The following is an 18370-nucleotide window of genomic DNA, read 5'->3' on the forward strand; positions in this document are numbered from 1 at the left end:
TTTAGCGTGCTGATATGGCTCAGTTGGTAGAGCGCACCCTTGGTAAGGGTGAGGTCCCCAGTTCGACTCTGGGTATCAGCACCACTTTATACTTAGGTTAAAGTTCGGCAAGAAGTAAAAGAATTTGTCTGGCGGCTTTAGCGCGGTGGTCCCACCTGACCCCATGCCGAACTCAGAAGTGAAACGCCGTAGCGCCGATGGTAGTGTGGGGTCTCCCCATGTGAGAGTAGGGAACTGCCAGACATCAAATAAGTGAGAAGGCCATCCAAAAGGATGGCCTTTTTGCGTTTGTGCGCTGAAAAAACGGTAGGCCGGGTAAGGCGGAGCCTCCACCCGGCAGAGCAAACGGCTAATGAATCACCTGCGACAGGAATGCTCGCGTACGTTCTGACTTCGGATGCGCAAAGAACTCATCCGGCGGTGCCTGCTCAACAATCTCCCCGCGATCCATAAATATCACCCGGTCGGCCACGGTTCGCGCAAACCCCATCTCATGCGTAACGCAGAGCATTGTCATTCCGGATTGTGCCAGCCCAATCATGGTATCCAGTACCTCTTTTACCATTTCCGGATCAAGCGCAGAGGTTGGCTCATCAAACAGCATAATTTTAGGTTTCATACACAATGAACGGGCGATAGCTACGCGCTGCTGCTGACCGCCGGATATCTGGCCGGGGAACTTATTGGCATGTTCTGCGATACGCACGCGTTCCAGGTAATGCATTGCCAGCGCCTCAGCTTCCTTTTTCGGCATCTTTTGTACCCAAATTGGTGCCAGCGTGCAGTTCTGCAGAACGGTAAGATGCGGGAACAGATTGAAGTGCTGAAAGACCATTCCCACCTCCTGACGTACACGTTCGATATTGCGGATATCTTCATTCAATTCGATACCATCAACAACGATACGTCCTTGCTGATGTTCCTCAAGATGGTTAATGCAACGAATGGTTGTTGATTTTCCCGAACCTGATGGTCCGCAAAGAACAATTCTCTCACCCTGCCTGACCTTGAGATAAATGTCTTTCAGTACGTGAAACTGCCCGTACCATTTATTGACGCTTTCCAGCGTAATCATCGCGTCGGCAGGTGTCATAGTAATCTGGCTCATAATATCCTCAATGCGGTGTACGCCCGGTGTTAAAGCGCTTTTCCAGATGCTGGCTGTAGCGCGACATGCTAAAACAGAAGATCCAGTAGACCAGCGCAGCAAAGACATATCCCTCGGTGGACATACCCAGCCAGACGGGGTCAACGGTCGCCTGTTGCACGCTGCTGAAGAGATCGAATAATCCGATGATGATCACCAGACTGGTGTCCTTGAAGAGGGCGATTATCGTGTTGACCAGACCTGGGATAACCAGCTTGAGCGCCTGAGGCAGGATGACCAGCCCCTGCGTTTTCCAGTAACCCAGCGCCAGAGATTCTGCCGCTTCGTACTGCCCTTTTGGCAATGCCTGCAGACCGCCACGAACCACTTCAGCAACATAGGCGGACTGGAACAAAATCACCCCGACCAAAGCGCGGATCAGTTTGTCGATGGTGGTACCTTCTGCCATAAACAGCGGCAGCATGACCGAAGACATAAACAGAACGGTGATAAGCGGTACGCCACGCCAGAACTCGATAAAGATGACGGAAAGTATACGGACCACCGGCATTTTTGAACGCCGTCCCAGGGCGAGTAAAATTCCCCAGGGAAGCGCACCTGCGATCCCCACTGAAGCGATAATCAACGTTAGCGTCAACCCGCCCCACTGGCGCGTTTCAACGCGTTCCAGTCCCAGGAAACCGCCATACAACAGCGCCCAGACAATAATCGGATAAACCACTGCCCAGGCGGCGATATAGCGTCCACGATGAGGCAATTTTTTCCAGAACATGACCGCGATAGAGGCCAGGCCAATAACCAACGCCAGATTAATCCGCCAGCGCTGTTCGTGCGGATACAATCCATACATGAACTGACCAAAACGCTCGTGAATAAATACCCAGCATGCACCCGCTTTAGTACAGTCAGCGCGGGTAGAACCTACCCAGTTAGCCTGCAGGAAAGTCCAGTTCAGTAGCGGTGGGATCAGTTCCCACATAAGCCACAGACAGACAATCGTCAGCAGGCTATTCCCCCAGCTGGAGAACAGATTTTTACGCGCCCAGAGAATAAAGCGTCCACCCGTCGAGCGGGCAGGACGCTGAGAGTACGACAATATTGCTTTTGTCATCATTGATCCTTAGCGCTCAACCAGGGCGATACGACGGTTATAAAGATTCATTACCAACGAGATTGCGAGGCTGATAACCAGGTAGACCGACATCGTGATCGCAATGGTTTCAATAGCCTGTCCCGTCTGGTTAAGCACGGTCCCGGCGAACAGCGACACCATATCGGGGTAGCCAATTGCGGCCGCCAGAGATGAATTTTTGACAATATTGAGATACTGACTGGTCAGTGGTGGAATGATGACGCGCAAAGCCTGCGGAATGATGACCTGACGAAGCGTCACCGTATGGGGTAAGCCCAGTGACCGCGCAGCCTCGTGCTGCCCATGGGGCACGGCCTGGATCCCGGCACGAATGATTTCAGCGATAAATGCAGAGGTATAAATTGAAAGCGCAAGCGTCAAAGCAGCCAGTTCCGGGATTAATACCATTCCTCCCTGGAAGTTGAAGCCACGCAGATGTGGGATTTCCCAGTGTAGCGCTGCACCAAATACCCAGTGCGCCAGTAACGGCAGGCCGATGATGAGGATTGTTGCTGTCGGCCAGGTCTTGCGGAGTTGCCCGGTTTTAACCTGATGCCTGCGATTATAGCGGTATAGCCCGGTGGAGATGGCACAGGCAACCATAACAGCGGCAATGAACGCGAGCACGCCCTCGGCTATCTGCGGAGAAGGAATATACAATCCGCGGTTGCTCAGGAAGAACAGATCGAATGCGTCAACGGCCTGGCGCGGTCCCGGGAGGTTACGCAGCACGGCGAAATACCAGAAGAAAATCTGCAGCAGGGGCGGGATATTACGAAACGTCTCAATGTAAACAGTGGAGAGTTTCCGCAGCAGCCAGTTTTCTGACAGCCTGGCCAGACCAATGAAGAATCCCAGTATCGAAGCGAAAACGATACAAAGCGCCGAAACCAGCAGCGTGTTGAGTAAACCCACGACAAATACGCGTCCATACGTATCGCCTTCCTGGTAATCAATAAGATGCTGAACAATGCCAAAGCCCGCGCTGCGATCCAGAAAGGCAAAGCCGGAGGTTATGCCGCGATTATTCAGGTTGGTGACGGTGTTGTGTATTAAATAAACGGCGACGACCACAACCGCGATGACGGCAATAATCTGGAATAGCCAGGCGCGGACCGCGGGATGAGAAAAGGATAGCGATCCTTTTACGGTTGAGCGGCGATGGGGCATAAAGAAACCTCGGTAACCATGACTCTGGACTGGGCATTGCAAATGCAATGCCCGTTACAGCGAATACTTAACGTACTGGCGGTGCGTATTGAATGCCGCCGTTGTTCCAGAGATTGTTCTGGCCGCGTTTGATCTTCAGCGGGCTTTCCGATCCCACATTGCGCTCAAAGATCTCAGCGTAGTTACCGACCTGCTTAACGATGTTATAAGCCCATTTATTATCCAGCTTCAGATCCTTGCCAAAATCACCTTCTTTACCCAGCAGGTGTGCCATATCAGGTGTAGAAGGATTCGCGGCTTTCTCATCGACGTTTTTCGAGTTGATGCCCATCTCTTCAGCGTTCAGCATCGCGAACAGGGTCCAGCGAACGATAGAGAACCAGTCTTCATCGCCACGACGGACGACCGGCCCCAGAGGCTCTTTGGAAATGACTTCAGGCAGGACAATCCATTCTGCAGGATTGCTTAGCTTGATACGCAATGCGTACAGCTGTGACTGATCGGATGCCAGCGTATCGCAGCGGCCAGACTCCAGGGCTTTAGCCGATTCATCGGAGCGATCGAATGTGACGGGGGTATACTTCATGTTATTCGCTTTGAAGTAATCCGCGACGTTAAGTTCGGTATCAGTACCGGCCTGAATACACACGGTCGCTCCATCCAGCTCTTTGGCACTTTTCAGGCCTGCTTTATTGTGCGTGAGGAAGCCGATACCGTCGTAATAGGTCACGCCGGTAAACGACATGCCCATGCCTGCATCACGGGAGGAGGTCCAGGTAGTATTGCGAGAGAGCATGTCAACCTCGCCAGACTGCAGCGCGGTGAAACGTTCCTTCGCCGTCAGCGGGGTATATTTCACTTTACTGTCATCGCCAAACACTGCAGCAGCGACGCCACGGCAGACATCAACATCAATACCGGTAAATTTGCCGTTCGCGTCGGCATAAGAGAAGCCAGGCAAACCGTCACTGATACCGCATTGTACAAAGCCTTTCTTTTTAACCGCATCCAGCGTCGTGCCTGCATGGGCCTGACCGGCTACTGCAAACAATACGCCTGCGGCGGCCAGGCTGGCTATCATCGTCTTTTTCATAATGCATCCTGTGTGGCGAAATTTATCGTTATAGAGGCGTTTTAATACGCTTTTACCTGTCTGTGGCTTTGGCCAACGTTTATAAAGCAAACGTAATGCCAGGTTTGCGCTCGATAAAATAAAGAACAAGTGAACGCATAATGCTGAGTGTAGACAGGGTTAAATAAATCGAATGCCCTCAAACGGTGCGAAATTCCAACCTGCGCCACAAATTAGAGCAAAAGTGAGATTAACGATAAGAAAAAGATGAAAGATAGTTTCTGACGTAATTATTGGCAGGGTATTAAATGTATTTAATAGGTGAAAATCATCACGCTAAATTATGAAAGTAAAATAGTTAAGCAAAAAGGCTGTGACCGAAAACTTAAATGGAATGAGCCGAGGGGGCGGAGAAATTAATTTTACTTATCTGAAATAATGCATGCTGGAAAGAGCAAAAGCGCGGACGGCGCCGCGCTTTCAGTGGATATTCTTATTTGGTCAGGGCGACGATACCCAGCGTCAAACCTGCGATAGCAGCGGCCCCGCCGGCAATCGCACCGGCCGTTTCCCAGTTATCCTGAGTGGTACCCTTCATACAGGTATTGGTATGAACCAGTCGGCCCTGATCGTCGTAAACCGGTACACAGGGAGAATCGTGCGCGCAACCAGCAAGCAGCGCAGCGAGTAGTGCAACGGAAATGAATCTTTTCATGATGTTACCTCAGTGTTTTTTCGCATTCGCTATAAAGCCTGAGCGGCTATTAACGAATTGATGACTATTTTACCACCGGTATAAGCTCACGCTGCATGGGGAATAATCTCAAATTATGTGGATTGTAAAAATCATGGAGAAAAGAGAGCTGTTCGAATCAAATCATGGAGAAAGTGTGGCGTCCGGGGATATTAATTCATTGAACCTGATAATAAAAAAGGCACCAAAGGTGCCTTTAAGTTATTCATTATTCCTTATGCCGGGTAAATCGGCGACGGACCACCACAAAGAAAACAGGCACAAAGAAAATGGCCAACAGAGTGGCGGAAAGCATCCCGCCCATCACGCCGGTGCCGACAGCGTTTTGCGCACCGCTCCCCGCGCCGCTGCTGATCACCAGTGGCATGACCCCAAGAATAAATGCGAGAGATGTCATCAGGATAGGACGCAAGCGCATACGTGAGGCTTCAAGCGTTGCTTCGATGATCCCCTTGCCCTCTTTATCCATAAGATCTTTGGCAAACTCAACGATCAGGATGGCGTTCTTGGCAGACAGGCCGATCGTTGTCAGCAGGCCAACCTGGAAATAGACGTCATTGTTCAATCCACGCAGAGAGGCTGCGAGGAGAGCACCAATGACACCCAACGGCACAACCAGCATGACCGAGAAGGGAATGGACCAGCTTTCATACAGCGCTGCCAGACACAGGAATACGACAATCAGCGAAATGGCGTACAGCGCAGGCGCCTGATTGCCGGAAAGTCGTTCCTGGAATGACATGCCCGTCCAGTCATAGCCGATGCCGGAAGGCAGTTTTGAGGCAAGGCTTTCCATCATGACCATGGCCTCACCGGTACTTTTACCCGGGGCGGATTCGCCAAGGATTTCCATCGATGGCATCCCGTTGTAGCGTTCCAGGCGAGGCGAGCCGTACACCCAGTGAGAGGTGCTAAAGGCTGAGAACGGCACCATTTCACCGTTTGCGCTGCGCACATAGAGATTATTGATGTCCCCAGGCAACATACGGAAGTGGGCGTCAGCCTGGACGTAAACTTTTTTCACACGCCCATGGTCGATAAAGTCATTCACATATGTTCCGCCGAGTGCCGTCGAGATCGTTTGATTGACGTCCGAAATACTGACGCCCAGCGCCTGTGCTTTCTCCTGATCGACATCCAGTTTGAACTGTGGGGTATCTTCCAGGCCGTTGGGACGCACGCGCACCAGCAGGTCAGGATGCTCTTTAACCATGCCGAGCAGCGTATTTCGCGCCTGAGTCAGCTGCGTATGCCCCAGGTTAGCCTGATCGATCAGCTCGAAGTCAAAGCCCGTTGCCGTACCCAGTTCGATAATGGCAGGCAGGTTAAATGGAAATACGAGTCCATCCTTTATCTGGCTGAACGCTTTAGTCGCGCGGCTAACAATCGATTCAACGCTGTTAACCGCGCCCGGACGCTCTTCCCAGGGTTTCAGGCTGACAAAAGCGATACCGGAGTTTTGACCCTGGCCGCTAAAGCTAAAGCCGTTAACGGTGAAGACGGATTCAACATTCGCCTTCTCTTTTGTCAGATAGTAGTCCTGAACCTGATCGAGCACCTGTTGGGTTCGCGTTTGCGTCGCACCGGCCGGGAGCTGCACCATCGTCATAAAGACCCCCTGATCCTCTTCAGGCAGGAAGGAGGTCGGCAGACGCAGAAACAGCACCGCCATACCGCCTACGATGATCACATATACCACCAGGTATCGCCCGGTTTTGCGAAGAATACCGCTCACGCTGTTGCTGTAATGCTCCACGCTCTTGTCAAAGAGCGCGTTAAACCAGCCAAAGAATCCCCCTTTTTTCTCGTGATGATCGCTGGAAACCGGTTTAAGCAATGTTGCGCAAAGAGCAGGCGTCAAAATCAATGCCACCAGTACGGACAGCGCCATCGCGGAGACGATAGTGAGCGAGAACTGGCGGTAAATCGCCCCCGTTGATCCGCCAAAAAAGGCCATCGGGATAAAGACCGCTGAAAGCACCATGGCGATACCCACCAGGGCGCCCTGAATCTGCTCCATCGACTTCTGCGTCGCTTCTTTAGGCGGCAGATTGTCCTCGACCATCACGCGCTCGACGTTTTCAACCACCACGATGGCATCGTCGACCAATAGCCCGATCGCCAGCACCATCCCGAACATCGTCAGGGTATTGATGGAGAAGCCAAACGCCGCCAGCACCGCAAAGGTCCCCAGCAGGACAACCGGCACCGCAATGGTGGGGATAAGCGTTGCCCGCAGGTTTTGCAGGAACAGATACATGACCAGGAAGACGAGAATGATTGCCTCAAACAGCGTTTTCACGACCTCATGGATAGATATTTTGACAAATGGCGTGGTGTCGTAAGGGTAAACAACCTTCAGCCCCTGCGGGAAGAACTGTTGGAGCTGTGCCAGTTTGCTCTTGATGGCCGCAGCGGTATCCAGCGCGTTCGCCCCGGTTGCCAGCTTAATTCCAAGACCGGTTGCCGCCTGACCGTTGATCTTGGTGACCATGTTGTAGTTTTCGCCACCTAACTCAATGCGCGCCACATCTTTCAAATGAACCATAGAGCCATCCTGGTTCACCTTCAGCGTTACGCGGCCAAACTCTTCCGGCGACTTCAGGCGGGTCTGCGCAATGATAGAGGCGTTCAACTGCTGACCCGGGACGGATGGGGTCCCGCCTAGCTGGCCAGCCGCTATCTGGTCGTTCTGCGTTTTCAGCTGGTTGATCACATCCAGCGGCGTCAGCTGGTATTTGTTCATGGCATTGCTGTCGAGCCAGATGCGCATCGCATACTGGGCACCAAACAGCTGGACATCACCTACCCCAGTGGTTCGGCTGATCGTATCCTTCACGTTAGAAGCGACATAGTCTGAGATGTCGTCCTGAGTAAGGTTTTTATTATCTGAAACAAAGCCTGCAACCAGCAGGAAGCTGCTGCTGGACTTCTCTACACCGATCCCTTGCTGTTGTACTTCTTGCGGCAGCAGCGGCATGGCGAGCTGAAGTTTGTTCTGAACCTGAACCTGGGCAATATCCGGATCGGTACCTGACTGGAAGGTCAGCGTAATCGTGACGCTGCCCGAGGAGTCGCTGGTGGAGGACATGTACATCAGGTTATCGATACCGTTCATATTCTGCTCGATAACCTGCGTAACGGTATCCTGTACCGTCTGTGCATCAGCGCCAGGGTAAGTCGCTGTTATGGCAACGGCGGGCGGTGCGATGGTCGGATACTGCGCGATAGGCAGTTTGAGAATAGCCAGCCCGCCCGCAATCATCAGAATGATGGCGAGAACCCAGGCAAAAACCGGCCTTTGAATAAAGAAATTAGCCATGCTGTCGCCCCTTAACTGGCTGGAGTAGCTGCGGTGTCGGGTGTCGCCACCACGGTGGCGCCAGGTCTGGCTTTTTGTAATCCGCTGACAATCACGCGATCACCGTTTTTCAATCCTTCCGTCACCAGCCAGCGATCGCCGACTGCCTGTGGGGCAACAACCGTACGTGACTCCACCTGGTTTTTATCGTTAACCACCAGAACGGTTGCGTCGCCGCGCGGTGTACGGGTCACCCCTTGCTGCGGAACCAGAATGGCATCCGGCTGTGTGCCTTCATCAATACGAGCCCGGACAAACATGCCTGGCAACAGCATGTGCTGCGGATTAGGGAAAATTGCGCGAAGGGTAATGGAGCCGGTGCTTTGGTCTACGGTGACGTCAGAGAACTGCAGCGTGCCCTTCAGGGGATAAGGCTGGCCATTTTCCATCAACAGCTCAACGGTACGGGTACCATCCCCTTTTTGCAGGCTCGTCTGCTTAAGCCGCATAAAATCGTTGCTGGACTGGGTGACGTCGACATAAATCGGATCAAGCTGCTGTACCGTTGCCAGCGCGGTTGCCTGCCCATTGGTGACAAGCGCGCCCTCGGTCACGCTGGATTTGCCAATACGACCATCAATTGGCGAGGTGACTTTGGTATAGGCGAGATTGATGCGTGCGCTTTCAACGCCAGCCCGTGCAGCCACGACGCTGGCATCGGCCTGCTGAGCGGTTGCCACCGCCTGGTCATACTCTTGCTTGCTGACATACTGCGTGCCGACCAGCGGGACGTAACGTTTCACCGTCAGATGGGCAATATTGGCTGCAGCCTGCGCCTTAACCAGTTCACCTTTGGCGTTGTCATACGCAGCCTTATACGTCGCAGGATCGATCTGGTAAAGGGAGTCACCCGCTTTTACATCGCTTCCCTCAGTGAAGTTACGACGCAGAATAATACCGCTTACCTGAGGACGAACCTCCGCAACACGGAATGCATCAGTCCTGCCCGGAAGCTCAGTTGTGACAGCCAGCGGAGCGCTTTTCACAATATGTACGCTGACCTGAGGCGCCTGCGGTTGTTGCTGTTGGTTTTCCTGCCCATCGCATCCTGTGAGCAGCGCGGCGCAGACAATAAAACCGGATATGGGTAAGAGTCTGAAATGATTCGTCATTACTGTTCCTTTAAATACCCATTAACCGATATTTCCGTGAATCGGTGACAGGGCAGGGGGACAAAAACAAAAATGTAGCTGCACATAATAATGAGGGTAATTAATGTTTTTTAATTTATACGTGCGAATGAATAGGAAGGAATGTAAAAATAGGAATCAGGCTCGACACATTCAGCCGGGGTCTTCTGGTAAACGAATCAAATAAATGGCGTGTGATAAACGTGATTCATATGTTTGGTGTATTTATTGCGATTGATATATTCGTCTAAATTATAAATTAAGTGAATTGACGTTTTTTGTGCAAAATTAAAACCTGTTTTGGTGAATACTTCATTCGACCCCACTGTATTTTCTGAGAATGCAGTCACCCTGTGAGTAACGAGTAGCATTTTATGGCGCGGAAAAAGAAAGAAGAGGCTCAAAAAACCCGGCAGCAGCTGATTGAAGCGGCTATCGGGCAGTTCGCTGCACGCGGCGTCGCTAACACCACGCTTACGGATATCGCCGATGCTGCCCAGGTTACGCGCGGGGCGGTTTACTGGCATTTCACCAGTAAATCAGAAATATTTAATGCTATCTGGGAACAGCAGTTACCGCTTCGTGAAATTATTCGTGACAGGCTTTTGCTATCAGAAAATGATAATCCCTTGTTAATGCTTCGTGAGCTGTTCATCACTGCATTGCAGTATATTGCGCGTGAGCCCCGTCAGTGCGCACTGTTGCAAATTTTGTATCATAAGTGTGAATTTAATAGCGATATGATTTCAGAGTGTGAAATCAGAAAACGCATTGGTTTCAACTTCAAGCATCTGCGCGCCATTTTGGAAAAATGTATTTCACATAACATCATTTCCTCTCAGGTCAACGTTGATCTTACGCTTATCGTTTTTCATGGTTTTTTTAGCGGAATAATTAAAAACTGGTTAATGAATAGCGACAGCTTCAATCTCTACCAGCAGGCACCCGCTTTGGTCGATAACATCCTGGCGACACTTCCGCTGACTGATGATTATGAGTCCGCGCCGGGCACCATTTCTCCCTGCGCGCAAAGCGCATCAATCGTCTCTGCGCTAACCGGTTTACCTAACAGATAGCCCTGAAGGGTGTTACAGCCAAGCTCCGTTAAAAACGTTTGCTGCGCTTCGGTTTCTACGCCCTCAGCCACGACTTTCAGGTTCAGCGTTTTTGCCAGCGCGACGATGGCTGAAACAATAGTGGCGTCATCACTTTCCCCGCTCAGCTCCTGCACGAAGGCACGATCGATTTTCAGCTCGCAGGCGGGCAAGCGTTTAAGGTACAGCAGGCTTGAATACCCTGTACCAAAGTCATCAATGGAGGCTTTTACACCGGCATTCGTAAGCTCTGTCAGCACCCGTACGCTTTCGTCAGGGTTGCTCATGGCCGTTGTCTCCGTGACCTCCAGGATGAGCATTTCCGGCGGCACGTGGTGACGCGCCAGACAGTCAAGCACCGTCTTAACCAGCGAGGGCTGCTCGAACTGCAGCGTCGACAGATTCACCGCCATTGACCAGTCCTGATGCCCCTGAAGATGCCATTCTCGTAACTGGCGACAGGCTTCGTTGATCACCCAGTTGCCAATGGGGATGATCTGGCCGGTTTTCTCAGCCAGAGGTAAAAACAGGTCCGGCGTCAGTAATCCCTGCTTCGGATGCTGCCAGCGTAAGAGCGCCTCAAAGCCGAGGACCGGGCCTGCCGGGGCATGGAATTTAGGTTGATAGACCAGGCGAAGCTCATCGCGCTCGATCGCAAGCCACAGGTCATTCATCAGCTGAAGGTGAGTCTGCGCCAGGGTATTCATGGAGGGCTGGAAAAAATGGTAGCCGTTTCGACCCATATGCTTGGTGTGGTACATCGCCGCATCTGCGTTAAACATCAGTTCGCGATCGGTTGTACCGTCGTGTGGGTAAAGCGCGATCCCAATACTGAGGGTCACGACCAGCTCATAAGGTTCTAGGCTGAAAGGGCTGTCTATGGCGCGAACCAGTGAGTTAGCCAGTGAGGCGGCATCGTCAGGGCCTTCCCCTTCTGCCAGCAGAACAAATTCATCACCGCCGATACGTGCAAGCGTGAACTGGCCCTTCAGGTGCTGCAGCAAGCGCTCCGTCACGGCGACCAGTAACTTATCACCCACATCGTGGCCGTAGGCGTCATTGATCGCTTTAAACCCGTCGAGATCCATGAACATTAGCGCAAACTGCGCATTTTCTCGTTCGGCCTTACTGATGGCCTGATCGAGACGGTCCTCCAGCAGGATACGATTCGGCAGGCGGGTTAACGTATCGTGCAGTGCCAGCTGAGCCAGTTCCCGGTTTGCTTCGGCAAGAGACGAAGCCAGTAATGAGGTGCGCGCCTGCAGGCGAGCATCCAGCATTGAAACGAGCAGTGAAATCCCTAGAATGGACAGGGCGACCACGCTGACCAATACGGCCAGCCAGCTGCCGTTAATGCCGTGGTGATGAGCCATGGTCGACATCGGAAACTGGGCGGCCTTCATGCCGGCATAGTGCATGCCGGCAATAGCGAACCCCATAGTGAGTGCGGCACCCAGACGCATCAACGCGACCCTGGCGGCCTCATGTCGAAGGCGGAACGTGAGCCAAAGGGCAACGAGTGAAGCCGCTAGCGCGATGGCGACAGAAATGACCACCCAGGTCGTATCCCAGATGATACCGGGCGTGACCTCCAGCGCCGCCATGCCGGTGTAATGCATCGCCACAATCCCGGTTCCCATCACCAGCGCCCCCGGCAGCAGTCGGCGTAAGCGCAACTGCTCGCAGCTGACAAGCCACAGGGCAAACATTGATGAACCAATGGCGATAACCATTGAGAGTACCGTCAGCGTGGCGTTGTAGCTCATGCTCATGGAGAGATCCATCGCCAGCATGCCGATAAAATGCATTGCCCATACGCCGATACCCATCGCAATGCCACCGCCGGCCAGCCAGATGCGGGCTGCAATACCCTGGCTCCCCGCGACGCGCGCGGCCATATTCAGCGCGGTATAGGCGGCAAGGATGGCGACAATAAAGGAGATGACTACGAGGATTTGGTTGTATTGGCTAACCAGCATGGTCTGTTCAACTCGAGTGTGAGGTTACGCAAGAGCGGTTGGGAAGGGCGAGACATTATCACCGTAAGATAATGACTAAAAGGGATTTAAATCCCTGTTTTTACTGGGTGATACAGGGGTGTCTACGGCTTAATCAAGCGCTGAGCAATTGACTAATTTTAGCGGATTCACGGAATTCATGTTGCGGCACTTGTCAGTTTCGGTGCTCATCAGCTCTATCCACTGCATCAGCAGCGCGTCGAACAGGAAAACTGAGATAGCAAACACAACCAGCCACCAGTATTTACGAATCATAGTGTCATTCCGGGAGAAGAGAGCCTGTAGGGTGGTGGAAATATACACGAAAAGCCGCGCTTGGAAAGCGGCGGAGGAGAAGGTTTACAAAGCGTTGACGGTTGCGGGCGAGGGGAATAAAAAAGGCGCTTCCCCATGCCGAAGAGCGCCTTTTTAAACAAGCATTTAACTGATTAGTATCAGTTCATGCCGTATTTTTTCAATTTCTTACGCAGAGTACCACGGTTGATACCCATCATCAGCGCAGCGCGGGTTTGGTTACCGCGGGTGTATTGCATCACCATGTCCAACAGTGGCTGTTCAACTTCAGCCAGTACCAGCTCATACAGGTCATTAACATCCTGACCGTTCAGTTGAGCAAAATAGTTCTTCAGTGCCTGTTTAACCGAGTCACGCAGGGGCTTTTGAGTCACCTGATCCTGGGAGTTAACGGTGGAAACGGTCAGTACGTCAGAATTTACGCGTTGTTCGAACATAGTTCTGTCAGCTCTTTATTTCATTACGCAAGATTTTCGAAGTATGCCTCCAACGCCTCCAGCTGTTCGCTGGCATCCTCTATGGCGTTGAATGTGCGCCGAAACTGGTCATTTGGAGCGTGCTCCTGGAGATACCAGGATACGTGTTTACGCGCAATTCGGTACCCTTTTGCCTGGCCGTAGTGGTCATGCAATTCCCGAACATGCGAACAAAGCAAGCGCTTAACCTCTGCCAGTGGCAGTGGGGCAAGCAGCTCCCCAGTGTCCAGATAATGCTGGATTTCCCGAAAGATCCAGGGTCTTCCCTGAGCTGCACGTCCTATCATCAGAGCATCAGCTCCCGTATAGTCGAGCACAGCTCTGGCTTTAAGCGGGTCAGTAATGTCACCATTCGCGATAATCGGAATGGAAACTTTCTGCTTAACTGCCCGAATGCTGTCGTATTCAGCTTCACCATTGAACAAACAGGCGCGAGTGCGTCCATGAATGGTCAGGGCCTGAATGCCACAGTCTTCGGCCAGTTGGGCAATCTCTACACAGTTACGGTGTTCCGGCGACCAACCCGTGCGAATCTTTAACGTAACAGGAACGTCCACCGCGCTGACAACCGCCGTCAGGATAGACTTCACCTGGTCGGGGTATTGCAGAAGGGCTGAACCTGCAAGCTTGCGATTCACTTTCTTGGCCGGGCAACCCATATTGATATCAATAATTTGGGCGCCACTTTCCACGTTGATACGCGCGGCATCTGCCATCTCTTCAGGTACGCTTCCGGCAATTTGCACGGTACGAATACCTGGTTCATCAACGTGCACCATCCGCAAACGTGACTTATCGCTTTCCCATACCTGCGGGTTAGACGACATCATCTCGGAAACGGTTAAACCTGCTCCCATCTCATAGCACAGCGTCCTGAACGGCCGGTCGGTAATACCTGCCATTGGGGCTGCGATCAGGCGATTTCTGAGCTGGTGGTGTCCGATGCGCATGAGTTAAGAAATGACCATACTGTGACTGCAAGGCGGCGTATATTACGCATTTTTTGCACGAGATGAAAGGCCAAACTTTGAACAATCCTCTGTTGTAGATCAAGGAATCGCCGGTCAATCATTCTGTTGAGAATTATTCACTATTTAAATCATTATGTTATACGAAACAGGTTATTTTATGGGCGCTTACAATTTCCCGTAACTTCTCATCATTTCTGAATAAATGCATCACTTGAGCGGCATAATCTGCTGTTTTTAGCAGCAGATTATGCCGGTTCTTTGCGATCTGTGTCGCATTTTAGAACATCATCTCAGTTCAGAAAATGGACATTATTCAACGACAACGCGGCCATGAAGTGACTGTACCGGACGGTTATTATCGTGATGCATCGTATGGGTGAATTTTGCCAGCTGCTCGGCCGAAAGCGTCAGCGGATGTTTGAGGACAATCCATGTCACCCCCTCTGAGCACGGCGGTGTGGTCAGGGAGCCGCTAAAGCGCCAGTAGGTTTTCTCTTTTGGCAGCAGCTTGTTGAGATCGAGATCCTGCGTAATGGAGACGTTCTGCTCCGCCTGCTGAGGCATGACCGCCCACAGCTTTTCAAGCTCAGGGTTCGCGGCACCTTTATCAAACATCACCGCAACGACCGCCAGTTCGCCGTTGGCATTTTTATGCACCAGATGCATTTCCATCGCGTATTTTTTACCGTGAACGGTGTTTTCGCTCGGCGCGTGGAAATGGAGCTGTTGTAACGTCCAGCTTTGCTTGTCGAGCGTGATGCTATCGCGCGTGTCGGCTTTTTCGCTCGCCTGGATCGTATGGCCATTGTTCGTCAGCGTCACGGGACCATCGCGGTAAGCCGTTTTCAGCGGGGAGAGATGGGCTTTGGCAGTCGAATCAATATTGATGGGGGACTGGTTCATCCCGCTTTGACAGGTCTTGTAGGCCTCATCCAGTTCGCCCCAGTGCTCCGGTGCACCTTCGCCTTCGTAGCTCCAGTGTGATGCGAAAGCAGAAGCCGAGATCATACTCAGCGCGAGCAGCGCTGCCTTGCCGGTAAAGTGATTCATAATATTCTTCCAGTGAATTGTTGTAATTCAAATCATGATTTATCATTATGATTTGTAGGGTTATTTTACCGGAGAATGGCTGGGGAAGTGAGAGATATCAGAGGAAAACAGGCGTGGTCAGATGACCACGCCAAATGCTTACTTTTTACGACCGGTAATGCGGCACCACTCTTCTTTCTCAACAACGGGGTCGAGTGCGAACAGCTCGGCATAGGCTTCACAGACGCTGTCTGCCTGGCTTGCCAGGATACCCGAAAGACCCAGCAGACCGCCCTCAACGGGCAGCACGCTGATTAACGGTGCCAGTTCACGTAACGGGCCTGCCAGAATATTCGCAACCACCACATCGGCTTTCATGGCTTCTGGCTGCGCATCCGGGAGATAAAGCTCCAGGCGCTCGGACACGCCGTTGCGCTCGGCGTTATCGCGGCTGGCCTGAATGGCCTGCGGATCGATGTCGATCCCGATGGCTTTTGCCGCGCCCAGCTTGAGTGCCGCAATGGCAAGGATCCCGGAGCCACAGCCAAAGTCGATCACCGTCTTGCCTTCCAGATCCAGGCCATCCAGCCATTGCAGGCAGAGCGAGGTTGTCGGGTGAGTGCCGGTACCAAAGGCCAGGCCCGGGTCGAGCATCACGTTGACCGCATTCTCGTCCGGGACGTCGCGCCAGCTCGGGCAGATCCACAGGCGCTTGCCGAACTGCATCGGGTGGAAATTATCCATCCACTCGCGTTCCCAGTCTTTGTCTTCCAGCTGTTCGATTTTGTGCACAAAGCCCGCGCCCAGCAGAGGATGATTTTCCAGAATCGCGACAACCTCTTTCATGTCGGTTTCCGCATCGAACAGGCCGATAACGTCGGTATCACCCCACAGGCGGGTTTCGCCCGGCAGCGGCTCAAAGACCGGCGTGTCATGCGTGTCCTGGAAGGTGATAGAAACCGAACCGGCCTCCATCAGCGCATCGCTCAGCTCTTCGGCGTTCGCGCCGGTTGTATTCAGTTTTAGTTGGATCCACGGCATGGCAAAACTCTTTATTTATCAGTAGAAATCATAGCGGGTTGCGGAACGGGCTGACCGAAACGGTTCCCCACCACAAACGCCAGTAAACTTAGCAGTAATGAAGGCACAATCGGATGGAAGCCCAGATACTGAATTTTAAATGTTGCGAGCACGGCGTAAAGCACGCCGCCGACAATCATGGCGCTCAGCGCGCCGGCAGCATTGGCGCGTTCCCAGTAGAGCCCCAATACCAGCGGCCACAGGAAGACGGCTTCAAGGCCGCCAAACGCGAGCAGGTTCAGCCAGATGATCATCTCCGGCGGACGCCATGCGGCAAGCAGAAGCAATGCGCCCAGAACCAGGGTAATCACCGCAGACATGCGCTTTAAGCGGCGTTCGTTTTCAACCTGCTCCGGGCGCAGGTTCAGGTAGAGATCTTTAATGATCGTAGCGGAACTTTGCAGCAGCTGAGCGTTAATTGTCGACATAATGGCGGCCATGGGCGCGGCGAGGAAAATCCCCGCGGCAAACGGCGGAAGCACCTTGACCATCAGGGTCGGGATCACCAGATCCGGCACGGTGAGGTCAGGAATAACCGCGCGCCCCAGCGCGCCGGCCAGGTGCATACCAAACATCAGGATGGCAACCACGATGGTGCCGATGATGATGCCTCTGTGTACGGCTTTGCTGTCTTTGTAAGAGATACAGCGCACGGCGGTATGCGGCAGGCCAATCACGCCAAAGCACACCAGCACCCAGAATGAGGTCATAAAGGTCGGAGAAAGAATGTCGTCCGCCGCCTGAGGAGAGACCAGTTTCGGGTCAATGGCTTCCAGCGTTTCGACGGCGTGGCTCAGGCCACCTGCAGCATGCACAATACCCACCAGCAGCACGATGGTGCCGATAAGCATCACCATACCCTGCATCGTATCGTTCAGCACGCTGGCTCGGAATCCACCAAACGCGGTGTAGAGGGCGATGCTCACCCCAAAGATAATCAGGCCTGTCTCGTAAGGTATCCCGGCGGCCGTTTCCAGCAGGCGTGCCCCGCCGATAAACTGTACCGTCATCGCGCCAATGAAGGCCACCAGCAGGCTTAAGCTTGCCAGCCACACCAGTAAACGGCTCTGATAGCGGGCAAACAGCATATCGTTCAGCGTCACGGCATTGTAGCGACGCGCCAGGATAGCGAATTTTTTGCCCAGGATGCCCAGGGAGAGCCAGACGGCGGGAAGCTGGATCATCGCCAGCAGCACCCAGCCTAGCCCGTATTTGTAGGCCGCACCGGGGCCGCCGATAAACGAGCTGGCGCTGATGTAGGTCGCGGTCAGCGTCATGGCCAGCACGACGCCGCCCATCGAGCGGCTGCCGAGGAAATACTCGTTCAGGAAACTACCTGTCGTGCGTTTTCGCATGGCGTAAACGGACAAACCAAACACCACTAACAGGTACGCGATAAGCGGCAGAATGACTTCAAGCTGCATCATCGTCCTCCAGCGGAATGTCGCGATAGATAAATTTCACCATTGCCCAGCAGAGCAGGATAAAGACCAGCGGTACCAGCAGGCAGGCCATTTCAAACCAGTGCGGCAGGCCGGTAATGCCAATAGCGGAGTCAGGTAAGTAAGCAGTTACTAACCATGCAGCAAGATAGAGAAGGGTCAGCCACAGCGCCCAGCGCGCTTCTTTATGGGCCTGAACAAAACGCTTGTCCATTTTTTGTCCCTTGTGGATGAAGAAA

The 18370-nt window shown here is 52.8% G+C and carries 16 protein-coding genes, 1 tRNA gene and 1 rRNA gene; 3 read left to right on the plus strand and 15 right to left on the minus strand.

The features are described from left to right. Positions 1–8 precede the first annotated feature (8 nt). A tRNA-Thr gene (locus E0L20_RS18550) sits at positions 9–84 on the plus strand. A gap of 43 nt (positions 85–127) precedes the next feature. After that, positions 128–243 (plus strand): 5S ribosomal RNA (gene rrf, locus E0L20_RS18555). A gap of 106 nt (positions 244–349) precedes the next feature. Here the strand turns inward: rrf and E0L20_RS18560 are convergent. The 7 genes from E0L20_RS18560 to E0L20_RS18590 all read right to left on the minus strand — a co-directional run bounded on the left by E0L20_RS18560 (position 350) and on the right by E0L20_RS18590 (position 9709). Continuing rightward, positions 350–1108: an amino acid ABC transporter ATP-binding protein gene (locus E0L20_RS18560; protein WP_131635242.1), complete on the minus strand. Its 759-nt coding sequence runs from the start codon at positions 1106–1108 to the stop codon at positions 350–352. 7 nt (positions 1109–1115) lie between these two features. Continuing rightward, the gene (locus tag E0L20_RS18565; protein WP_131635243.1) at positions 1116–2219 is read right to left on the minus strand and encodes an amino acid ABC transporter permease; all 1104 of its coding nucleotides are present in this window, start codon (positions 2217–2219) and stop codon (positions 1116–1118) included. Positions 2220–2228: 9 nt separating this feature from the next. After that, complete coding sequence (locus tag E0L20_RS18570; protein WP_131635244.1) at positions 2229–3410, minus strand: amino acid ABC transporter permease; 1182 nt, start codon at positions 3408–3410, stop codon at positions 2229–2231. 67 nt (positions 3411–3477) lie between these two features. Beyond that, entirely contained in the window at positions 3478–4503 is a 1026-nt protein-coding gene (locus E0L20_RS18575) for an amino acid ABC transporter substrate-binding protein (protein ID WP_131635245.1), read from the minus strand. 472 nt (positions 4504–4975) lie between these two features. Further along, complete coding sequence (locus tag E0L20_RS18580; protein WP_006178893.1) at positions 4976–5197, minus strand: lipoprotein; 222 nt, start codon at positions 5195–5197, stop codon at positions 4976–4978. Positions 5198–5444: 247 nt separating this feature from the next. Then, the gene (locus E0L20_RS18585; protein WP_131635246.1) at positions 5445–8558 is read right to left on the minus strand and encodes an efflux RND transporter permease subunit; all 3114 of its coding nucleotides are present in this window, start codon (positions 8556–8558) and stop codon (positions 5445–5447) included. Between the two features lie 11 nt (positions 8559–8569). Next, complete coding sequence (locus E0L20_RS18590) at positions 8570–9709, minus strand: efflux RND transporter periplasmic adaptor subunit (RefSeq protein WP_131635247.1); 1140 nt, start codon at positions 9707–9709, stop codon at positions 8570–8572. Between the two features lie 392 nt (positions 9710–10101). On the opposite strand from E0L20_RS18590, the gene envR reads away from it, so the two are divergent. Next, positions 10102–10803 carry an acrEF/envCD operon transcriptional regulator gene (gene envR / locus E0L20_RS18595; RefSeq protein ID WP_131635248.1) on the plus strand — a complete coding sequence of 234 codons (702 nt, stop codon included), beginning with the start codon at positions 10102–10104 and terminating at the stop codon, positions 10801–10803. On the opposite strand, the gene E0L20_RS18600 is transcribed toward envR, so the two are convergent. The 8 genes from E0L20_RS18600 to E0L20_RS18635 form a co-directional block, all read right to left on the minus strand. Continuing rightward, the gene (locus E0L20_RS18600; RefSeq protein WP_131635249.1) at positions 10719–12800 is read right to left on the minus strand and encodes a putative bifunctional diguanylate cyclase/phosphodiesterase; all 2082 of its coding nucleotides are present in this window, start codon (positions 12798–12800) and stop codon (positions 10719–10721) included. The two genes, envR and E0L20_RS18600, sit on opposite strands and share 85 nt — an antisense overlap. Positions 12801–12929: 129 nt before the next feature. Beyond that, on the minus strand, positions 12930–13094 hold the full coding sequence (locus E0L20_RS18605; protein ID WP_131635250.1) for a DUF2556 family protein: 165 nt from the start codon (positions 13092–13094) through the stop codon (positions 12930–12932). Between the two features lie 179 nt (positions 13095–13273). Further along, positions 13274–13570 carry a DNA-binding transcriptional regulator Fis gene (gene fis / locus E0L20_RS18610; protein ID WP_000462905.1) on the minus strand — a complete coding sequence of 99 codons (297 nt, stop codon included), beginning with the start codon at positions 13568–13570 and terminating at the stop codon, positions 13274–13276. Positions 13571–13593: 23 nt separating this feature from the next. Then, positions 13594–14559 (minus strand): tRNA dihydrouridine synthase DusB, encoded by a 966-nt coding sequence (dusB, locus tag E0L20_RS18615; protein ID WP_006812176.1) that lies wholly within the window; start codon positions 14557–14559, stop codon positions 13594–13596. A gap of 330 nt (positions 14560–14889) precedes the next feature. Continuing rightward, entirely contained in the window at positions 14890–15630 is a 741-nt protein-coding gene (locus E0L20_RS18620; protein WP_131635251.1) for a carbonic anhydrase, read from the minus strand. 138 nt (positions 15631–15768) lie between these two features. Beyond that, on the minus strand, positions 15769–16650 hold the full coding sequence (prmA, locus tag E0L20_RS18625) for a 50S ribosomal protein L11 methyltransferase (RefSeq protein ID WP_131635252.1): 882 nt from the start codon (positions 16648–16650) through the stop codon (positions 15769–15771). Positions 16651–16661: 11 nt separating this feature from the next. Next, positions 16662–18113 (minus strand): sodium/pantothenate symporter, encoded by a 1452-nt coding sequence (panF, locus tag E0L20_RS18630; protein WP_131635356.1) that lies wholly within the window; start codon positions 18111–18113, stop codon positions 16662–16664. Beyond that, positions 18103–18345, minus strand: a complete 243-nt coding sequence (locus tag E0L20_RS18635; RefSeq protein WP_006178860.1) for a YhdT family protein — start codon at positions 18343–18345, stop codon at positions 18103–18105. Before E0L20_RS18635 ends, panF begins: the two co-directional genes overlap by 11 nt. Positions 18346–18370: the final 25 nt, after the last annotated feature.

The organism is Enterobacter wuhouensis (genome assembly GCF_004331265.1).
Lineage (GTDB): Bacteria > Pseudomonadota > Gammaproteobacteria > Enterobacterales > Enterobacteriaceae > Enterobacter > Enterobacter wuhouensis.